General features: G+C 45.6%; 15 protein-coding genes. 7 read left to right on the top strand and 8 right to left on the bottom strand.

What is annotated here, in order from left to right; translation table 11 throughout:
- Window positions 1-74 precede the first annotated feature (74 nt).
- Window positions 75-890, bottom strand: a complete 816-nt coding sequence (locus tag QUB52_RS04180; protein ID WP_332972492.1) for an MOSC domain-containing protein — start codon at window positions 888-890, stop codon at window positions 75-77.
- Between the two features lie 241 nt (window positions 891-1131).
- Here QUB52_RS04180 and QUB52_RS04175 point away from each other — a divergent pair, with 241 nt between their 5' ends.
- A complete protein-coding gene (locus QUB52_RS04175; RefSeq protein ID WP_442923164.1) occupies window positions 1132-1818 on the top strand; it encodes a carbonic anhydrase in 687 nt (228 codons plus the stop codon).
- A gap of 166 nt (window positions 1819-1984) precedes the next feature.
- On the opposite strand, the gene QUB52_RS04170 is transcribed toward QUB52_RS04175, so the two are convergent.
- Window positions 1985-3172: a TPR domain-containing glycosyltransferase gene (locus tag QUB52_RS04170; protein ID WP_265237188.1), complete on the bottom strand. Its 1188-nt coding sequence runs from the start codon at window positions 3170-3172 to the stop codon at window positions 1985-1987.
- A 298-nt stretch (window positions 3173-3470) separates the two neighbouring features.
- Here QUB52_RS04170 and QUB52_RS04165 point away from each other — a divergent pair, with 298 nt between their 5' ends.
- Window positions 3471-3740 (top strand): GlsB/YeaQ/YmgE family stress response membrane protein, encoded by a 270-nt coding sequence (locus QUB52_RS04165; RefSeq protein ID WP_265237186.1) that lies wholly within the window; start codon window positions 3471-3473, stop codon window positions 3738-3740.
- A gap of 243 nt (window positions 3741-3983) precedes the next feature.
- Here the strand turns inward: QUB52_RS04165 and sppA are convergent, their stop codons facing one another.
- The 3 genes from sppA to QUB52_RS04150 all read right to left on the bottom strand — a co-directional run bounded on the left by sppA (window position 3984) and on the right by QUB52_RS04150 (window position 7942).
- Window positions 3984-5804: a signal peptide peptidase SppA gene (gene sppA / locus QUB52_RS04160; RefSeq protein ID WP_332972491.1), complete on the bottom strand. Its 1821-nt coding sequence runs from the start codon at window positions 5802-5804 to the stop codon at window positions 3984-3986.
- A 224-nt stretch (window positions 5805-6028) separates the two neighbouring features.
- Entirely contained in the window at window positions 6029-7078 is a 1050-nt protein-coding gene (gene fni, locus QUB52_RS04155; protein WP_332972490.1) for a type 2 isopentenyl-diphosphate Delta-isomerase, read from the bottom strand.
- Window positions 7079-7258: 180 nt separating this feature from the next.
- The gene (locus QUB52_RS04150) at window positions 7259-7942 is read right to left on the bottom strand and encodes an SDR family oxidoreductase (RefSeq protein WP_265237180.1); all 684 of its coding nucleotides are present in this window, start codon (window positions 7940-7942) and stop codon (window positions 7259-7261) included.
- Between the two features lie 81 nt (window positions 7943-8023).
- Here QUB52_RS04150 and QUB52_RS04145 point away from each other — a divergent pair, with 81 nt between their 5' ends.
- On the top strand, window positions 8024-9133 hold the full coding sequence (locus QUB52_RS04145; protein ID WP_332972489.1) for an S-(hydroxymethyl)glutathione dehydrogenase/class III alcohol dehydrogenase: 1110 nt from the start codon (window positions 8024-8026) through the stop codon (window positions 9131-9133).
- 90 nt (window positions 9134-9223) lie between these two features.
- Window positions 9224-10078, top strand: a complete 855-nt coding sequence (fghA, locus tag QUB52_RS04140; RefSeq protein ID WP_332972488.1) for an S-formylglutathione hydrolase — start codon at window positions 9224-9226, stop codon at window positions 10076-10078.
- Between the two features lie 121 nt (window positions 10079-10199).
- Here the strand turns inward: fghA and QUB52_RS04135 are convergent, their stop codons facing one another.
- Window positions 10200-11114 carry a branched-chain amino acid transaminase gene (locus QUB52_RS04135; RefSeq protein ID WP_265237174.1) on the bottom strand — a complete coding sequence of 305 codons (915 nt, stop codon included), beginning with the start codon at window positions 11112-11114 and terminating at the stop codon, window positions 10200-10202.
- Between the two features lie 306 nt (window positions 11115-11420).
- On the opposite strand from QUB52_RS04135, the gene QUB52_RS04130 reads away from it, so the two are divergent.
- The 3 genes from QUB52_RS04130 to QUB52_RS04120 all read left to right on the top strand — a co-directional run bounded on the left by QUB52_RS04130 (window position 11421) and on the right by QUB52_RS04120 (window position 14118).
- Window positions 11421-11789: a Lin0512 family protein gene (locus QUB52_RS04130; RefSeq protein WP_265237172.1), complete on the top strand. Its 369-nt coding sequence runs from the start codon at window positions 11421-11423 to the stop codon at window positions 11787-11789.
- Window positions 11790-12131: 342 nt separating this feature from the next.
- Entirely contained in the window at window positions 12132-12614 is a 483-nt protein-coding gene (locus QUB52_RS04125) for a YqhA family protein (RefSeq protein ID WP_332972487.1), read from the top strand.
- Window positions 12615-13398: 784 nt separating this feature from the next.
- Window positions 13399-14118, top strand: coding sequence for a methyltransferase (locus tag QUB52_RS04120; RefSeq protein WP_332972486.1), 720 nt, complete (start codon window positions 13399-13401; stop codon window positions 14116-14118).
- Between the two features lie 52 nt (window positions 14119-14170).
- On the opposite strand, the gene QUB52_RS04115 is transcribed toward QUB52_RS04120, so the two are convergent.
- Together QUB52_RS04115 and QUB52_RS04110 are read right to left on the bottom strand one after the other, a co-directional pair.
- Window positions 14171-15271 (bottom strand): iron-containing redox enzyme family protein, encoded by a 1101-nt coding sequence (locus QUB52_RS04115; protein WP_332972485.1) that lies wholly within the window; start codon window positions 15269-15271, stop codon window positions 14171-14173.
- A 176-nt stretch (window positions 15272-15447) separates the two neighbouring features.
- On the bottom strand, window positions 15448-16752 hold the full coding sequence (locus QUB52_RS04110; RefSeq protein WP_332972484.1) for a sterol desaturase family protein: 1305 nt from the start codon (window positions 16750-16752) through the stop codon (window positions 15448-15450).
- Window positions 16753-16756: the final 4 nt, after the last annotated feature.

Here is a 16756-nt window from a genome sequence, read left to right as displayed (position 1 = left end):
CTGTCATTGCGACGTTTAAGTCAGAAGGATTTAGCGATCGGTGAGGAATGGAATTTCTCATAAAAATTTGAGAACTAATCAGGAATGTTATTAAATAGGGATTTGCTGACGCTGAGGATTTGAACTTCATCTCCTATGTGTACTATTTGTCCGGCTGCTTGATGTGGCACTCGCGTGTTAACTATCAGCCGACTAAAGTTATTTAAACGCCCTATTTTTACCAAGTCAGGCATAATTTCTTTTTGCTTGGCTGCTAGTACATTTTTGATGTTTGAATAAGCTTCTGTCGCCGCATAATTTCGCGTAGATCGGATACAGGGCTGACCGGGATTAATAGCTTCAAATATTACTGTCCCTATTTTAAACCTGAGAACTTCATTGGCTTCTGGGAAAAGTTGGTCTTCCCAAAAAGCCGGGACATCTCCTATTTCAATATTAGCTCGCAAGCGGTGGCGCATCTCGTTAACGCAAACTCTCGGAAACCAAGATGCTACTTCGGCAATTGTTTCGGTACTGATAATGGTTGGCCCCGGTGTAGCGGTATCGTCGGGAAAGCCTGTCAGCAAGTTTTCAATTAACTTGACGGGGAAACCGAAGTAGCTGCTCAACCAACATTCTATGCCTGGGCGTTCTCTATCTACATGAAAAAAAAATTCTTGTTCGGTGTCTTTAATTTTCAGGCAGGCAATTCTCTGTTTGATGTCAAATGATAAGTGCAGAAAATCGACTCCGCAGTTGCGCTTACTGTTAACCAATTCTCCTGCTTGATCGCAGATTGCCAAAGAGCGATCGCCTTCTAGAGCTCCGCTGGCTAGAATAGTGGCTTGACTGACAGCTATACCGTCAAGGGACTTGACCGGATAGATATGAATGCTGGCGACGTAAGACATTGCGATTCATTGATAAATAATTGTCGTTTTAGATACATTCTAGCATCCCTTGCAGGCAGAAGCATGACTGCTGTTAGCTTTATGAAATAAAAAGGGGCAACTTTTTGAAGTTTACATTTTGCCGTAGCTGCTTGTAAAGAAAAATTAAACAAGTCTGGCTAAGCTTGTGGTATATATTATGCTAAAAAATACAAACAATTGAACCGAGTTGCAGCCAATGACACAAAGCCAAAAAACAGGTATGATTTCGCGACGTAATCTAATGTTGAGGGCTGGTGCAGGGATGCTGGTGGCAAGCATTGCACCTGTGCTTTTACAAGCTCAAGTCGCAAAGGCAGAGGGAATCTCTGACATTACTCCCGACGGTGCTCTCAAAAAATTGATGGAGGGGAATCAACGCTACATTGAGCAAAAACGGACATTTCCCGACCAAACTCGATCGCGAATTGTAGAAGTAGCAGAGGGTCAACATCCGTTTGCAACCATTCTGGCTTGTTCTGACTCGCGGGCTACTCCCGAAATTATTTTCGACCAAGGATTGGGGGATTTATTTGATATCCGAATAGCTGGAAATTTTCTCGATGATGTGGTTCTCGGAAATATGGAATATGCCGTAGTAGAATTAGGAGTTCCGCTATTAGTAATTTTGGGTCACGAACGCTGCGGTGCTGTTAAAGCAGCTTTAGATGGCAAAGCTCTTCCAGGTCACCTTAGCACTTTGGTGGCGGCGATTAAACCGGCAGTTGATTCGACTAAAGGTCAAACAGGTGATGCGTGGGATAACGCAGTCAGAGCTAATGTGAAAATGAATGTAAATAAGTTACAATCCTTGTCGCCTATTTTAGCTGAAGCAGTTAAAGCAGGTAAGCTTAAAGTTGTTGGGGCGCGCTACGATTTGGATAGCGGCAAAGTAGAGATAATTGCTTGATTTTGCTGTAAGTCATTAGTCATTGGGCATTGGGCATTGGGCATTGGGCATTGGGCATTGGGCGAAGCGAAGCGGAGGGATTGGGCATTGGGCATTAGTCATTGGTCATCTTGCCCGATCGCGAAGTCGAAGAGTGGTCATTAGTCAATAAAGTAGATATGCAAGTTTAGATTAAACCCATTTCTTGCAGTCCCCGGCGCAGGCGTTCGGCTTCAAAGGGGCGGCGCTGTTCGTGAAGGGCGATCGCTCTTTTGAATTCTGCTAAACTCTCTGGCATTTTACCAATTTTCAGCAGCGCTACTGCCAAATTTTGATGAGCTTCGGCGTGTTCGGGAGCGAGTTTAATGGCTTGTCGGTAATAGGCGATCGCATCTGCTAAATTTCCCGCCGCTTTCAGCGTCAGTCCCAAATTGTAGTGACCTGCTGCAAAATTGGGGTCAATTTTTAAGGCTGCTTTGTAAGCTTTTTCAGCGGCTGGCAAATCTCCTTCATCTTTGAGCAAATTGCCCAAATTATTGTAAGCACCTAACTTGAGCGCCGGGAAGACATCTGTATTAATTGCGACTTGATAGTGTTCTTTTGCTTTGGCGAATTGCTGTTGCTGGCGGTAAGCAATTCCCAAATGATAGTTGAGTTCGTAAACAATAGAATCATCAATTGTCGCAGCAGTCAAGCCCTTTATTAATAAATTAATTCCCCGCTGAAGTTCCCCGCTTTCTACGTACAGCGCGCCTAATTTGCTACAAGCATAAGCGTCGTTTGGATAATAAGCTATGTAGCGTTCCATTGCTGCTTGAGCTTTTTGGAATTTACCTTTGGCTGCGATCGCATCTTTGTGATAACCAGAGTGGTAAATCGCCACATCGGGGAGAGAAGCTATTTTCCATTGCGGTTCCCGCTGCAAAATCTCAGCCACGCTGTCGTCTACCATTGCGTGGTATGGGCGAGAAAAGCGGAGGTTGGGGCGATTGCGAAACAAGCGCGACACTAGGGAATAGGGAGATTGAGATGCGCCGATTTCTTGGCGGATGAGATTGATTAGCAGCAGTCGATCGCTCTTAATTGCCTGTTTAAGTTGAGGTACAATCTCCGGTACCAGCACCTCATCGGCATCCAACACCAAAATCCAGTCGCCCTGGGCGTACTTGAGAGACTCGTTGCGCGCCGCTGCGAAGTCGTCGCACCATTCAAAGTCATAAACTCTGGCCCCGGATGCTCGGGCAATTTCACGGGTGCGATCGCCCGAACCGGTATCTAGCACCACAATTTCGTCAACAACACCCTTAACGCTGTCCAAAGTCCGCGACAGTGTTGCTTCTTCATTTTTCACGATCGTGCACAGACTTAGATTCATCGGCGGTCAATTTTCCTAGTTTGACAGAAATATTGTAATTTTTTTTACCAGTAAAACACAAAAAGTCCCAGAAAAAATTCTTTTATTTCCCTTCGGCTTCAAGTATAAGTATCTTTCGGCGCGAAAAAAAATGGCTTAACTCTTTTGACTGATTAAAAAGCCTCAAAATCCGACGATTCATCAAAAAATCTACCACTTTTGGTTCCTCCCTACGGTAGAGGAAAGGACGGGATATCTGTTGTTATTCTTAGAACATAAGACAAGGCAGACAAAAGTTAAGCACTCAGGAGAAAGAGAAATGGGAATTATTGCTTGGATCGTTTTAGGACTGATTGCCGGTGCGATCGCCAAAGCCATTTATCCGGGAACTCAAGGCGGTGGCTTCCTGGCAACAACAGGTTTAGGAATTGTGGGTGCGCTAGTGGGAGGTTATCTAGGTCAAGTCTTTGTGGGGACTAGCGCGGGGGCATCCTTCGGAGCATTAACTCTACCCAGCATAGCTTTTGCAGTCATCGGCGCGATCGTGGTACTTTTCATCTGGGGATTGTTGACTCAGCGTGCAGCATAATAAATATTGCCAATTCCCAGTCGATCGACTTTTAGGGTATTCATAAACCCGGTTTCTTGAAGAAACCGGGTTTTTCAGTTTTTCAGTTTTTCAGTTTTTCAGTTTTTCAGTTGAAACTCGGCGGTTGAAACCGCGACTACACAAACAAAACCCGGATGGTGCGCGGGTTGAAGATCGGACTCGGCGGTTGAAACCGCGACTACACAAACAAAACCCGGATGGTGCGCGGGTTGAAGAGTAAGGTTAATCAATCCGCAAGTTGAAAGGTAAGCGAACGTAAACTCCTTGCGGGTCGTTCATCGACTTGACAACAGCCAATTCATCCTGCATTTTCTTAACTTCTGCCGTCAGCGGGTCGAGTTTGGTGGCTGGTTTTAACACATGAACGCCGGAAATTCTTTCCAAAATTTGCTCCTCGAAACTGCGGCGTTTTGGATATTCTTCCAACTGCCAATCGTCGCCGAGTTTAGCTTGCTTCGCCGCTTCTCTAACAGCATCTTCTAGCCCGCCAATTTCATCGACTAAACCCAACTGTTTCGCTGCCGTACCAGACCAGACTCTGCCTTGAGCAATTTCTTGCACCTTGTTTTTCGGCAGTTTGCGGGAGTCGGCGACTTTAGTAACAAATCGATCGTAAATGCGATCGACTATTTTCTGAATATTTGCCAATTCTTGAGGATTTTTCGGGCGGGAAACCGTGTTAGTATCGGCAAAGCGGGCGGTTTTCACCACATCCCAAGTTATGCCGTTGTTAGCAGCCAATTTTTCGGCATTGAACAGCATTCCAAAAACGCCGATGGAACCAGTAATCGTACTCGCTTCGGCAAAGATTTTGCTAGAACCCATCGAAATCCAATAGCCGCCGGAAGCTGCTAAGTTGCCCATCGACACGATAACTGGCTTTTTTTTGCCCGTCAGCGCGACTTCGCGCCCGATGACTTCCGCCGCCGTCGCGCTGCCTCCGGGGCTGTTAACGCGCAAAACTACTGCTTTTACGTCGTCATCTTCGCGGATTTTCCGCATTTCTTGAGCGATGCGATCGCCTCCTACTTGAGTCGGGCCGCCTTCCCCGTCTACAATCTCTCCTTCAGCGTAAAGTACAGCAATCTGATTTTTCTTGTTAGCGCGAGTTGAGTTTTTATTCTCAGCAATTCTCGCGTAATTTTTCAAACTTATCTGTTTGAAAGATTTATTTTCTGCATCAGTTCCTGTCAGTTTTTTAAGTTCGGTGGCAATTTCGTCAAAGTATACAACTTTATCAACTAACTTGCCTTTGAGAGCTTCATCAGCCATCAAAGTTCCGCCATTATCTGCCACTGCTTGCAGTTGCGGAACGGTCAATTTGCGACTTGGCCCGACAGTTTTTAGGTATTCTCCCCAAATATCTCCGAGCAATTTTTGAGTTTGCTGGCGATTTTCTGGACTCATTTTTTTGAGCAAAAATGGTTCAACGGCTGACTTGTATTTGCCGACGCGAGTCACTTGCACTCCCACGCCGTATTTTTCCAAAGCACCAGTCCAAAACATTGCCTGACTGCTAAAACCGTTGATTTCTACAGATCCGTAAGGATTGACTGCAATTGTATTTGCAACTGAACCGAGGTAATAATCTCGCTCGCTCCAGTCCATTTCGTAAGCAATAATGGGTTTTTTGGCATCTCGGAAACCCTGTAAGGCCGATCGAACTTCTTTGAGATTAGCAAACCCGCTGCTGCTGGCATCCGAACTGCCTTCGAGATACATACCGACGATTTTCGGGTCTTTTTTCGCAGATTCGATCGCATTTAAAACAGTCCGCAGCGTCACAGCATCGCCGGACTCGTCCGAAAGCGCTTCTTGAATCGCCGCGCTAGTGCTGCGACTCGGTTTGCTGTCCGTGATATTTAAAGAAAGGTCTAATACCAATACAGACTTATCTTTAACTTGCGGGCCTGAATCTTTAGATGACGATGCCGCGACAGTAATTAACAGTACCAGTCCTCCCAATCCAACGCCGCCCAGCAGCAACAGTCCGAGGAAGGTTCCGAGCAAACTTGCACAAGTATATTTTAGGAAATCTTTCATTTAGATAGTTGATAGTTGATAGTTGATAATTGACAGTTGATAGTTGACAGTTGACAGTTGAAAGTTGATAGTTAGTAATTAGCAGTTGACCGTTGATAATTAACATTTGGTAATTAACATTTGGTGATTGGCCGTTGTTATTTGTTATTTTTGAATCTCTCCCAATAATCAGTAACTACTAACAACTAACGACTGCCCACTGCCCACTGCCCACTGACATCTTTCTATCTTAACCTTTCCAAAACCCCAGAATGTTGTAACTCATCCAAGTTAGCGCAGCCAGTACAGAACATCACGGTAGCGATTTCTGCAATTAAAACCTCAGCTAGCTGGGCTGCGGCTGATTCCGATTCCGCTGCGGCTTGCAGAAACGGCCGCGCCAGTCCCGCCACATCGGCGCCCAGGGCGATCGCTTTTGCTGCATCCAAGCCGTTTTGCAAGCCTCCAGAGGCAATCAGGGGAACATCCGGCGCTACGGCGCGGGTGCTGACAATGCACTCGGCTGTGGGTATTCCCCAGTCGGCAAAGGTTGCGCCCAACCTGCGCTGCTTGTCGTCTGTGGCTCGCTGTCCTTCTATTTTCGCCCAAGAAGTGCCTCCGGCGCCGGCAATGTCGATCGCGCTTACTCCAGCCGCGAGCAATTTCTGTGCCATTTTTCCAGAAATACCGTTACCGACTTCTTTCGCAATCACCGGTACTGGTAATTTAGCGCACAATTTGGCTATTTTATCTAGGAGTCCTTTAAAGTTAGTATCACCTTCAGTTTGAACGCACTCTTGCAGCGGATTTAAGTGTAAAATAAGGGCATCTGCTTCGAGAATATCAACGATTTTTTGGCATTCTTCCAAACCGTAATTATAGTTTAATTGAACCGCTCCGATATTAGCAAATAGCAGAATATCGGGAGCGCGGCGCCGCACGGCAAATGTAGGAGCTAGTTGAGGGTTTTCGACAGCGCATCGCTGGGAACCGACTCCCATTGCCAGTTTGTATGTTTGAGCGACATCGGCGAGGCGATAGTTGATTGTCTGGGCTAGTTCGGTGCCGCCTGTCATTGACGAAATTAGCAGGGGTACGGCTAGTTTTTTGCCGAGGAATGTGGAGGTTAAATCGATTTGGGTGCGATCGAGTTCTGGCAAACAACAGTGAGCAAAACGGTAGTTTTCTAGTCCGCTGGTAGTTTCGCGAAATTGTACATCTTCTTCGAGGCAGATCCTGAGGTGGTCTGCTTTGCGGGTTTCGGTTTGCGAGGGCGAGGTTAGCGGCAAGTTCACAGTGGTTATTTGGGGAGAAATTTCTGGCGTTGGATCTGACAGGAATCTTATTTTACTATTTTATGATCCTTCTTGCATGAGTTTTTAATTGATAGGTGAACCGCAAATGTCAAGCAGATTAACACGGATTAACACAGATAATTTTTAGATGATTTCGGCGTGAGTGTAAGCAGTCTATTATTATCCTGGAACTGTCATTGGCACGCCATTATCTGAAGGTTTCAATTTCAGCAAAAAAGGCACTGCTTTTTCCACCCACGCTTTGATTGGCGTGTAATTTGCTGCTTCTTCTCCGAAACAAATGTCCAGCATATCGGTGTGAATTATGCCGGGATTTAACGGAATTGCGGCCATCCCTCGCGGGAGTTCTTGGGCTAGCGATCGCGTCAGTCCTTCGATCGCCCATTTGGAAGCGCAATAGGGCGCGACTTCCGGCGAAGTTGACCTTCCCCAACCGGAACTAATGTTGACAATTATGCCACTTTTTCTCGCAATCATTGCCGGGACAAAGTGGCGAATCACATTAGCAGTACCTTTAATATTAACATCTATTAGCTGCGAAAATTCTTCGCTGCTGACTAACCAAAGCGGCGCGGGATTGTTGACTAAAGCTGCATTGTTAATCAGCAAGTCGGGAGTCTGTTTTTTGGCGATAATTTCTGTTGCCCAAGTTTTGACTTGCTCGTCGCTGGCGACATCCAAACAAGTAAAATGGTGGGGTGCACTATATTTTTGGTTGAGTTGTTCAACGGCTTCGGAAGAACGGGCGCATCCGAGAACTGTATGTCCCAATTCTATAAATTTTTCGGTCATGGCGAGACCTAGACCGCGACTGACTCCGGTAATTACAATTAATTTTGTCATAGAGTTGGTGCAATTTTGTGATTAAGTAATACAATACATATTGACTGGTCAGTTGACAAATGAATCGCACGGGGAAAAAGCATGAAAGTAAAAGCAGCAGTTGCTCGCAGTGCCGGCAAACCTTTGACTATTGAGACGGTTGATCTGGATGGGCCGCGGGCTGGTGAGGTGCTGGTGGAAATTAAAGCGACGGGTGTTTGTCACACCGATGCTTACACTCTTTCCGGCGCTGATCCCGAAGGTTTGTTTCCTGCTATCTTAGGCCACGAGGGAGCCGGGATTGTCGCAGATGTTGGAGCGGGAGTAACGAGTGTCAAAAAGGGCGATCGGGTAATTCCACTTTACACTCCCGAATGCCGCAACTGCGAATATTGTTTGAGCGGCAAAACGAATCTCTGTCAAGCAATTCGCCTCACTCAAGGACAAGGAGTGATGCCCGACGGCACGAGCAGGTTTTCAATTGACGGTGAAAAAATTTTCCATTACATGGGAACTTCTACCTTTGCCAATTATACAGTATTGCCAGAAATTGCCGTAGCAAAAATTCGCGATGATGCTCCTTTTGATAAAGTTTGTTTAATCGGCTGCGGCGTCACGACGGGAATCGGTGCTGTCATCAATACGGCGAAAGTTGAACCAGGTTCTAATGTCATAGTTTTCGGTTTGGGTAGCATTGGTTTGAATGTAATTCAAGCGGCTCGCATGGTGGGAGCTAACATGATTATCGGCGTAGATTTGAATCCAGACAAGCGAAAAATGGCGGAAAAATTCGGCATGACTCACTTTGTCAATCCCCGCGAAGTCGAAGGCGATTTAGTGCCTTATTTGGTAGACTTAACCAAAGGCGGAGCTGATTACACTTTTGAATGTATCGGCAACATTAATGTGATGCGGCAAGCTTTGGAATGCTGTCACAAAGGTTGGGGAGTCAGCGTGATTATTGGAGTAGCGGGAGCAGGTCAAGAAATTAGTACCCGCCCATTTCAGCTAGTAACTGGTAGGGTTTGGAAAGGCTCGGCTTTTGGCGGGGCGAAGGGCAGAACTGATGTTCCAAAAATTGTTGATTGGTACATGGATGGTAAAATTGATATTGATAGCTTGATAACTCAAGTAATGCCGATCGAGCAAATTAATCAAGCCTTTGATTTGATGCACCAAGGCAAGTCAATTCGCACAGTTTTGACATTTTGAACAAAAATCTTGCTCTCTTCTCTCTTCCTCTGCGCTCTCTGCGCTCTCTGCGGTAAAAAAAATCTAATTCAGAAATGAAAGAGAATTAATATGCTCTCTAAATCCCTCAAACTGGAAAAACAATATAAAAGTTTTGGCGGCAAACTAGGATTTTACAGCCATCAATCCTCAGCCTGCAACAGCGAGATGAAATTCACTGTTTATCAGCCGCCACAAGCCGAATCACAACCCGTACCAATCCTGTACTTTCTATCAGGTTTAACCTGCACGGAAGAGAACTTTATGGCAAAAGCAGGGGCGCAGCAATTTGCGGCAAAATACGGGTTAATGTTAGTTGCACCAGACACTAGCCCGCGCGATACTGGCATTCCTGGGGAGGCCGACAATTGGGATTTGGGAAGTGGCGCGGGTTTTTATGTGGATGCGACAGCCTCACCTTGGAATTCTCATTATCGAATGTACAGTTATGTGGTTGATGAATTACCAAATTTAATCGCTGAAAATTTCCCAACAATACGGGAAAAACAGGGAATTTTTGGTCATTCGATGGGCGGACATGGGGCTTTAATTTGTGCGTTAAAAAATGCCGATCGCTATCTTTCAGTTTCCGCGTTTGCGCCTATTTGCGCGCCCGTGCGCTGCCCTTGGGGTCAAAAAATATTCGGACACTACCTTGGGGGCGATCGAGAGAGTTGGAGGGCTTGGGATGCGAGCGAATTAGTTCGGGAAAAGCAATACAACCGCCCGATTCTGATTGACTGTGGCACTGCTGATTCCTATCTTGCTGAGGGGCAATTGTTGCCGGATGTGTTCGCGGATGCTTGTGCAAAAGCGGGACAGCCGCTGACTTTAAGGATGCAGGAAGGTTACGATCACAGCTATTATTTTGTCGCTAGTTTTATGGAGGATCATATTCGCCATCATGCGGCTGCTTTGTGTGAGTAAAACTTGTTTTTAGTTACAAATTAAGTTGTTGCGTATTGAAATTGCATATTCGGGGCAGCGTCGAAGCCCACCCCACAAGAGTTTGATTATTTCTTGATATACGATTTAAAGGCAGAACAGCTTAATTCAGATCGATCGCAAATACCCACTCTTTGTACTTACTATCGCGATTTTCCATAATCCCTGTGATTTTGTGCAAGAGTTTTTCGGTGATGGGTCGGTTTTTGGGCAGTTGATAGTTTTCTATTCGGTTAATTGGGGTGATTTTGGCGGCGGTTCCGCATAGGAAAATCTCGTCTGCAATCAATAGTTCTGATTTGTCAACTGGTCTTTCTATGACTTCAATTCCTAAGTCTTTGGCGATTGTCATCACGCTATCTCTGGTGATTCCTTCGAGAATATCTTGGTCGAAACCTGGAGTAATTAATTTACCGTTTCTGGCGACAAATATGTTCATTCCTGAAGCTTCGCTGACTTTTCCCTGGGTGTTCATCATAATCGCTTCGTCGAAGCCGGATTCTACTGCTTCTGTTTTGGCTAAAGCTGAGGTGATGTAAGCGCCACTAATTTTACCTCTTAAGGGTAAGCTGCGGTCTTCTTGGCGATACCAAGAGCTAATTCTACAGTTGACTCCTTCTTTTGGCAAATAGTCTGAGAGTTCTAATCCATAGACAAAAAAGTCTGTTTCTACGTTGTGCAGTCTGGGGGCTATTCCTAAACTTGATGTGTAGATGAAGGGGCGGATGTAAAATGATTTTTTGGGCTGATTTTTTTTAACAAAATCAGTGATTACTTGTTGGATTTTGTCGGCGGGGAGATCGCAGTGGAGGAAGCTGGCACTTTGACTTAATCTTTGACAGTGACGGTCTAATCTAAATAGTAAGATGCGATCGGCATTTTCGGGGTCGGGAATTCCTCGCAACCCGCCTAAAACTCCGGTTCCGTAGTGCAGGGCGTGGGTGGCTATGGAAATGTTGGCGTCGGTAAATGGGAGAAATTGGTTTTGAAAGTAGGCAATTGGTAGAAAACTATCCATGATTTAAGCTGGAGATGAGTTTGGCTTTCCGCGAGGAGTCGTGAATTGGGTTATACTACCATAAGTTAGACGATTTTAGATTTTATATTTTAAATTGAGACTGATTGATGACTATCGGGCTTTGGCGCTTGCAGACAGTTGCATTATTTGTTTAAACTGGGATGATTGTTGTGTGGTTGTATCGATCGATAAAATAATATAAATAGCGGTCAGGTTGGGAGATAATTGGATTGTTTTGAGCAAGAGTGCGATCCTGTTTGGGGGCTTCGCTAACGACTGCAAGCAAATATCAACGAAGGGGTAACTGTGGCACGTAAATGTTTCATCATTGAAATGGGGATGGGTATCGACCAGCACGGGCAGGAACCGACTGTAGCGGCGGCTAGGGCTGTACGGAATGCGATCGCCCATAATGCTCTCCTAGGTGTCTGGGAAGTGGCGGGTTTGACTGATCCGAATCAGATGATTGTTGAGGTAAAGGTGGCTGTTCCTTACCCGGAACAAGTGCGTCACGACGAAGTTTTGGCGGCGCTGCCTTTTGGTAGCAAAACTCTGATTGTGGAGCAGGGCGGGATGATTGTACCAGGAAGGGCGATCGCCTCTCTGAATGATAAAAATGATGAAATGTTAATCGCTGTGGCGGCTGTGACTGTTTTTGTGGACGCTGAGGACTAATTTTGTGTTGTTTGAATAAATCAGCCCTGAAGTGCGATCGCCCGTGAGAAAATTATGATTAATTTAGGGAAAGTGGTAGGGTGCGTCAGAGATTTTGCCTCACATAGGGGAGAAAAGGCGAGGTTCTGACGCACCCTACAAATTTAGTGGTAGTCCGATCGCACTTTCACGCGATCGGACGCTGCACGGTATTTCCGAAGCAAGTTGAGCAAACCCAACGCGCCCAAGGTGCCCAGCCAACCGAAGTTATTCGGGCGATCGGGCAAAACCTTGATATAGTAAAGCCAAAGGTATGCCAGAGAGCGGTTCTTCTCTCACAAATTTCCCCAGCGGACATCAACTATGCTGCATCGAATTCTTGCCAAAAGTCGGTATCTAATGATAATTGCTGTACTCGGTTCTTTTGTAGCCTCTGTGACGCTTTTGATCTACGGTGCCCTGGAAACGATCGCTACCATCGGCTACATTATCACTACAGGGCCGATTTCCAGCGAAAACTCTAAAACACTGATTCTGTCCTTTGTCGAAGTTGTAGATTTGTTTCTGCTAGCCACAGTATTTTATATTACGGCACTCGGACTTTACGAACTGTTTATTGACGATCGCATCAAAGTACCAGACTGGCTAGAAATTCACACCATAGACGACCTCAAAAGCAAACTCACCAGCGTGATCGTCGTCGTATTGAGCGTATTATATCTCGGTCAGGTAGTTAAGTGGAACGGTGCGGATAACATCCTTCCCTTGGGAGCAAGTATCGCTTTAGTAATCGCTTCACTGACGTATTTTTTGAATTCGCAGGTGAAAAAGTCCAAGTCAGATTAAGGCCTGTTTGAGCAGGGAAATTACCCAAATTTTGCTGATAAAGCAAGAGCAAGAAAATGGGACTATCGGCTCACAATAAATTTTATATAAAACCTGTTAATCACTATAGCAATCCTCGCAGGATTTGTAGGAATGCTCGTTACCAGTTCGAGGGAAAGCAGAACCCACAGGCGAGGAAGAGCGGATCTAGTCGTGTGCTGAGGCTCTTCCTCGCTTGCATGGTTTCCTTTCGCTCGAACTGGGAACCACTTATTTAAATTTATGAACGGATTGCTAGAGAATTGCCATCTATCAATAGGATGAATATTATTAATTTTACGATCGCTCGAAAGTAATAATTTTACAATCGCACCAACTCAAACAGGAAGAGATTTTCCATTTTTCGATTTGAGATTGAAGAATTGAGGGATTGAGAACTCGATCGCTCAATACCTCATCTTTGGCTCGAACTGCTATAGATTTTTCATTTTTTGAGTAGAGATTTTAAATGGGGGAATCGAACGAAAGATGAGGGAGAGATATATTCCAATACGGTTCACTTAAGACAGATCCCCCCTAACCCCCCTTCCCAAGGTGGGGACAAGAATGCTCTCAAAGTCCCCCTTCTTAAGGGGGATGCGAGGGGGATCTCCGGGGCATAAATATGTTAAGTGAACCGTATTGAGATATATTCCTCATCTTTAGATAGAACTGCTATCAAAGTTGATTAAATAGCTCTTGCGACAGATGGCTGCACTATTACTTTTTAGATATTTTAAAAATAGTAAACCTTGTTACAGAATTTATGCTCACTTCATCCAATCCTCTCAAACAGGTATTCCACTGCCCGGAAGAATCCGATTTTTACTCGCACTGCTTGGAAAGTTTAGTGTTAAATGCCAGCGATCATTCTCGACTGATCGTAGAGTTTGGTTCTGGTGAAGGAAGTCCAGTTATTAAGTCTTTGCTGAGAACAGATTTTAACGGGACAATACAAGGATTTGAGTTAAATAATGTAGCTTGGAAAATTGCTCAATCTAAAATTAAGCAATATCAAATCAGCGAAAAATATACGGTCAACAATTGCTCTTTTTTTGATTCGCTTTTATATCAGTCGGCAGATTGTGTTATCTCAAATCCGCCTTATTTGCCTGCGGTGGATGACAAGATTTATCAGCCGCTGTTGCACGGCGGGACTGATGGTTCGACAATTGCTAAGAAACTTTTATCTTTGGACTGCGATCGAGTTTTGCTGATGGTTTCTAGCTATTCTAATCCTGTGGGTTTGATAGATTATGCCTTGGATCTAGGCTACTCGGTGGCGAATTTTGAGATTGCACCTTTAAATTTTGGCTATTACAGTTCGGAGCCCAAGGTGAAAAGCGCGATCGCCAATCTCCGAAAACAGGGAATGGCTTTTTATTCGGAAAATATCTATCTGCTGGCTGGAGTTTTGTTTCAGAAGCAGCAAAAGTCGCAAAGAGACTTGTCGATCGAGCTAATTCAGTTATTGACTGCTTTTTAATATCTAGCCTGGGTGCGGGTGTGCCACAGACTGACGCACCCGCGCATAGCGGTTAATTTTGTTCTGCGGTTTGGATCGATCGCACTACAGCCAACCCAGCCCGATCGCCGATCGACTTCTCCTGATCGTACCCCAACACCAATTCCCACGCTTCCTGCGGGTATTTGTCAACCAGCGGTAGCGCCACCTCATCAAGCATCCAGCGCCCGTGACGTTCGTCTTCGCGGATGTGCAATTCCCAATAACCCATCGCAGCCTGCGAGAGGCCCAGACGCTGCGCCGCGGCTAGATAATTGCGGTAAGCAACGGGCCCCGCCACCTCAAAATAGGTGAGTCCGCCGTTGTAGCGCAGAAAATGGCGCTTGCGTTCGGTAAGCAAGAAGTTGTGGTTGATGCTGGCGAGCACTTGCCAAGGCACTAAATCGAAGTAGGCTTCCGGTTCCGTACTCATCCCGAATTCTGCCAGCATTTGGGCAAAATAGGTCGAGTGCTTGCGAGCTAAGCGACCGCCGCCGTATTCTTCGATCAGCACCCGCGTCAGCGTTGACTGAATTTCGTTGCCGGCACCGCCGATGATGCGAGAAACGCGGCTGGCTTCCACTAAACCGTCGAAGGAGGCGATCGCCAGCAAGTGCTTGTATCCCCCTTCAGTCATCTGTTCCCGCAGGTAGCGATCGATTTCAGTTAGCTCTGGATCGACATCGGCGGCCGCGCGATCGCGCAGGGCTTGCTTGACATCCTCGATGTTTTGCAGCGCTGCAACGTCGATTTGGGCGCTTTCCCATTGCTGCCAGGGTGATTCGATGCGATCGCGCACTCCTCGCAAATAGTGCGATCGCTCGTTGTTGTAGCGGCGCAAATCGTCGTACCAAAAAAAGTTGAGGCGGTTGATGCGGTAAAGCACGCGCTGCAAGAAACGGTGCGCGGCCTCGTCGCCCGGTTCCTGTTGGTAAGCTGCTTGAAGTGCAAAGGCGATCGCGCTTTCAAAATCGCTGACGAGTAAAGGTTTTGCCGCCACCGTCTTGTCTAAATCATCTACCTCTAGCAGATTGACAAATTGGCGATCGGCTGCTTCATAATTTGGGAGTGCCGGTTGATTTTTGGTAAGACTCGGCGACTCAGAAGAAGAAAGTATCTCTAGGGTGTTTTGCATGGAATCAAATTATGCTAACTCAGATTATTGTGGAGCCTGCTACTACAGCCAACCTTTGCAGATTGCTGAATATTCGGGCTGCTTATTTTCAAGATACCGAATCATTCAGCAGGCTACACCTTTCTATTGATAGATATTTTTGACTCCCCCTTTTTCTCTGCTCTTTTTTTAACCAACTAATTACTTCTGACAGTCTCTTTTGACGATCGCATAATTGGCGCTAATACTTCAGAGTCCTGTTTAGCAGGCACAGCTTCCCGCCACGCAGCGATTCCTCCCGATAGAAAAGCTAAATTAAAGCCTATTTTTTGCAATTTTTGGTAAGCTTTAACCGATCGCCCGCCCCGCGCGCAATAAAGTACAATAGTTGGCTGGGTGCGATCGGAATTGACGGTCGATCGAGCAATATCTTGCACTTGCTTGACACCGAATCCCACTTCAATGTCAGTTAGGGGAACCAGCGGACTTTCACCGATGCGATCTTCTGCGTACTCTTCGGGCGATCGCACGTCAATCAAAATCACAGGTTTCAACTTACCCTGCTGCAATTCGGCAACAGTTACTTTTTGGGAATTCAAACTGGCAATAAAAGTAGGAATATCCATGTGATTAATTAAGGAAACTGCACTCAGAGAACTAACCGCAACTAATATCGCACCAAGCGTTACAGGCAAAGGGCGAAAATAGCGACTCATGCCTTGTTTTAATTGGTTATTTACCATTTTAATGTTTCCAAAAAACGGATAGAGTAATTGTCCGAGATAGCCAACAGGTATGCGATCTGAGACACCATATTTTCGGGGTCTTTTCCCTGCTGGCATATACAGAGTGCCAAATAGTAAATCTAACAGTGGCAACTGAACAGCAAAGTTTTTGTTGTAAATTTCCGGGATTTTACTGTGATGCCATTGATGAAATTGTGGGGTAGCCACAAACCATTTTAAAACGCCAAATCTGAGAGTAATATTAGCATGAATCAAAAAGGCGATCGCCGCCGAATAAAGAGCATAAACCACAAAAGTTTCTTTGCTAAATCCCAACCAGACAAGAGGCATAATTTTGCAAATCTGAGTAAAGAGTTGCTCGCAGGGATGCACCCGCACTGCTGCCAACCAGTCCATGTGTTCAATGCTGTGATGGACTGCATGAAATTGCCAAAGCCAGGGTACTTCATGGAGCAGACGGTGAGCGATATAATATGCCATATCTGAAACGATAACTGCTTCTGCAAACTGCAACCAAATAGGTTGAGAAGCTACTTTGCTTTGCAATTCTGAGTTGAGAAAATTCGTCATCAGTGACCAAGTTAGTGTCACAACAATGGCACCAAATCTGCCAATAAAGTGACCTGTAAAAAAATAGGTGGCATCGGTTGCCCATCCGAGACGAAATATCTTTTGCTTGTGCAAGGAAAAGATTCTTTCTAGGGGAATGAAGATGCAGGCTAAGATGATGAAGCCTTTGACAATTTCTGGTAACATGAGC

The sequence above is a fragment of the Microcoleus sp. A6-C6 genome, from assembly GCF_036705955.1.
In the GTDB taxonomy this organism is placed as follows: Bacteria; Cyanobacteriota; Cyanobacteriia; order Cyanobacteriales; family Microcoleaceae; genus Microcoleus.
The sequence above is the reverse complement of the archived record's forward strand: the minus strand, read 5'-3'. Positions and strand labels throughout refer to the sequence as shown.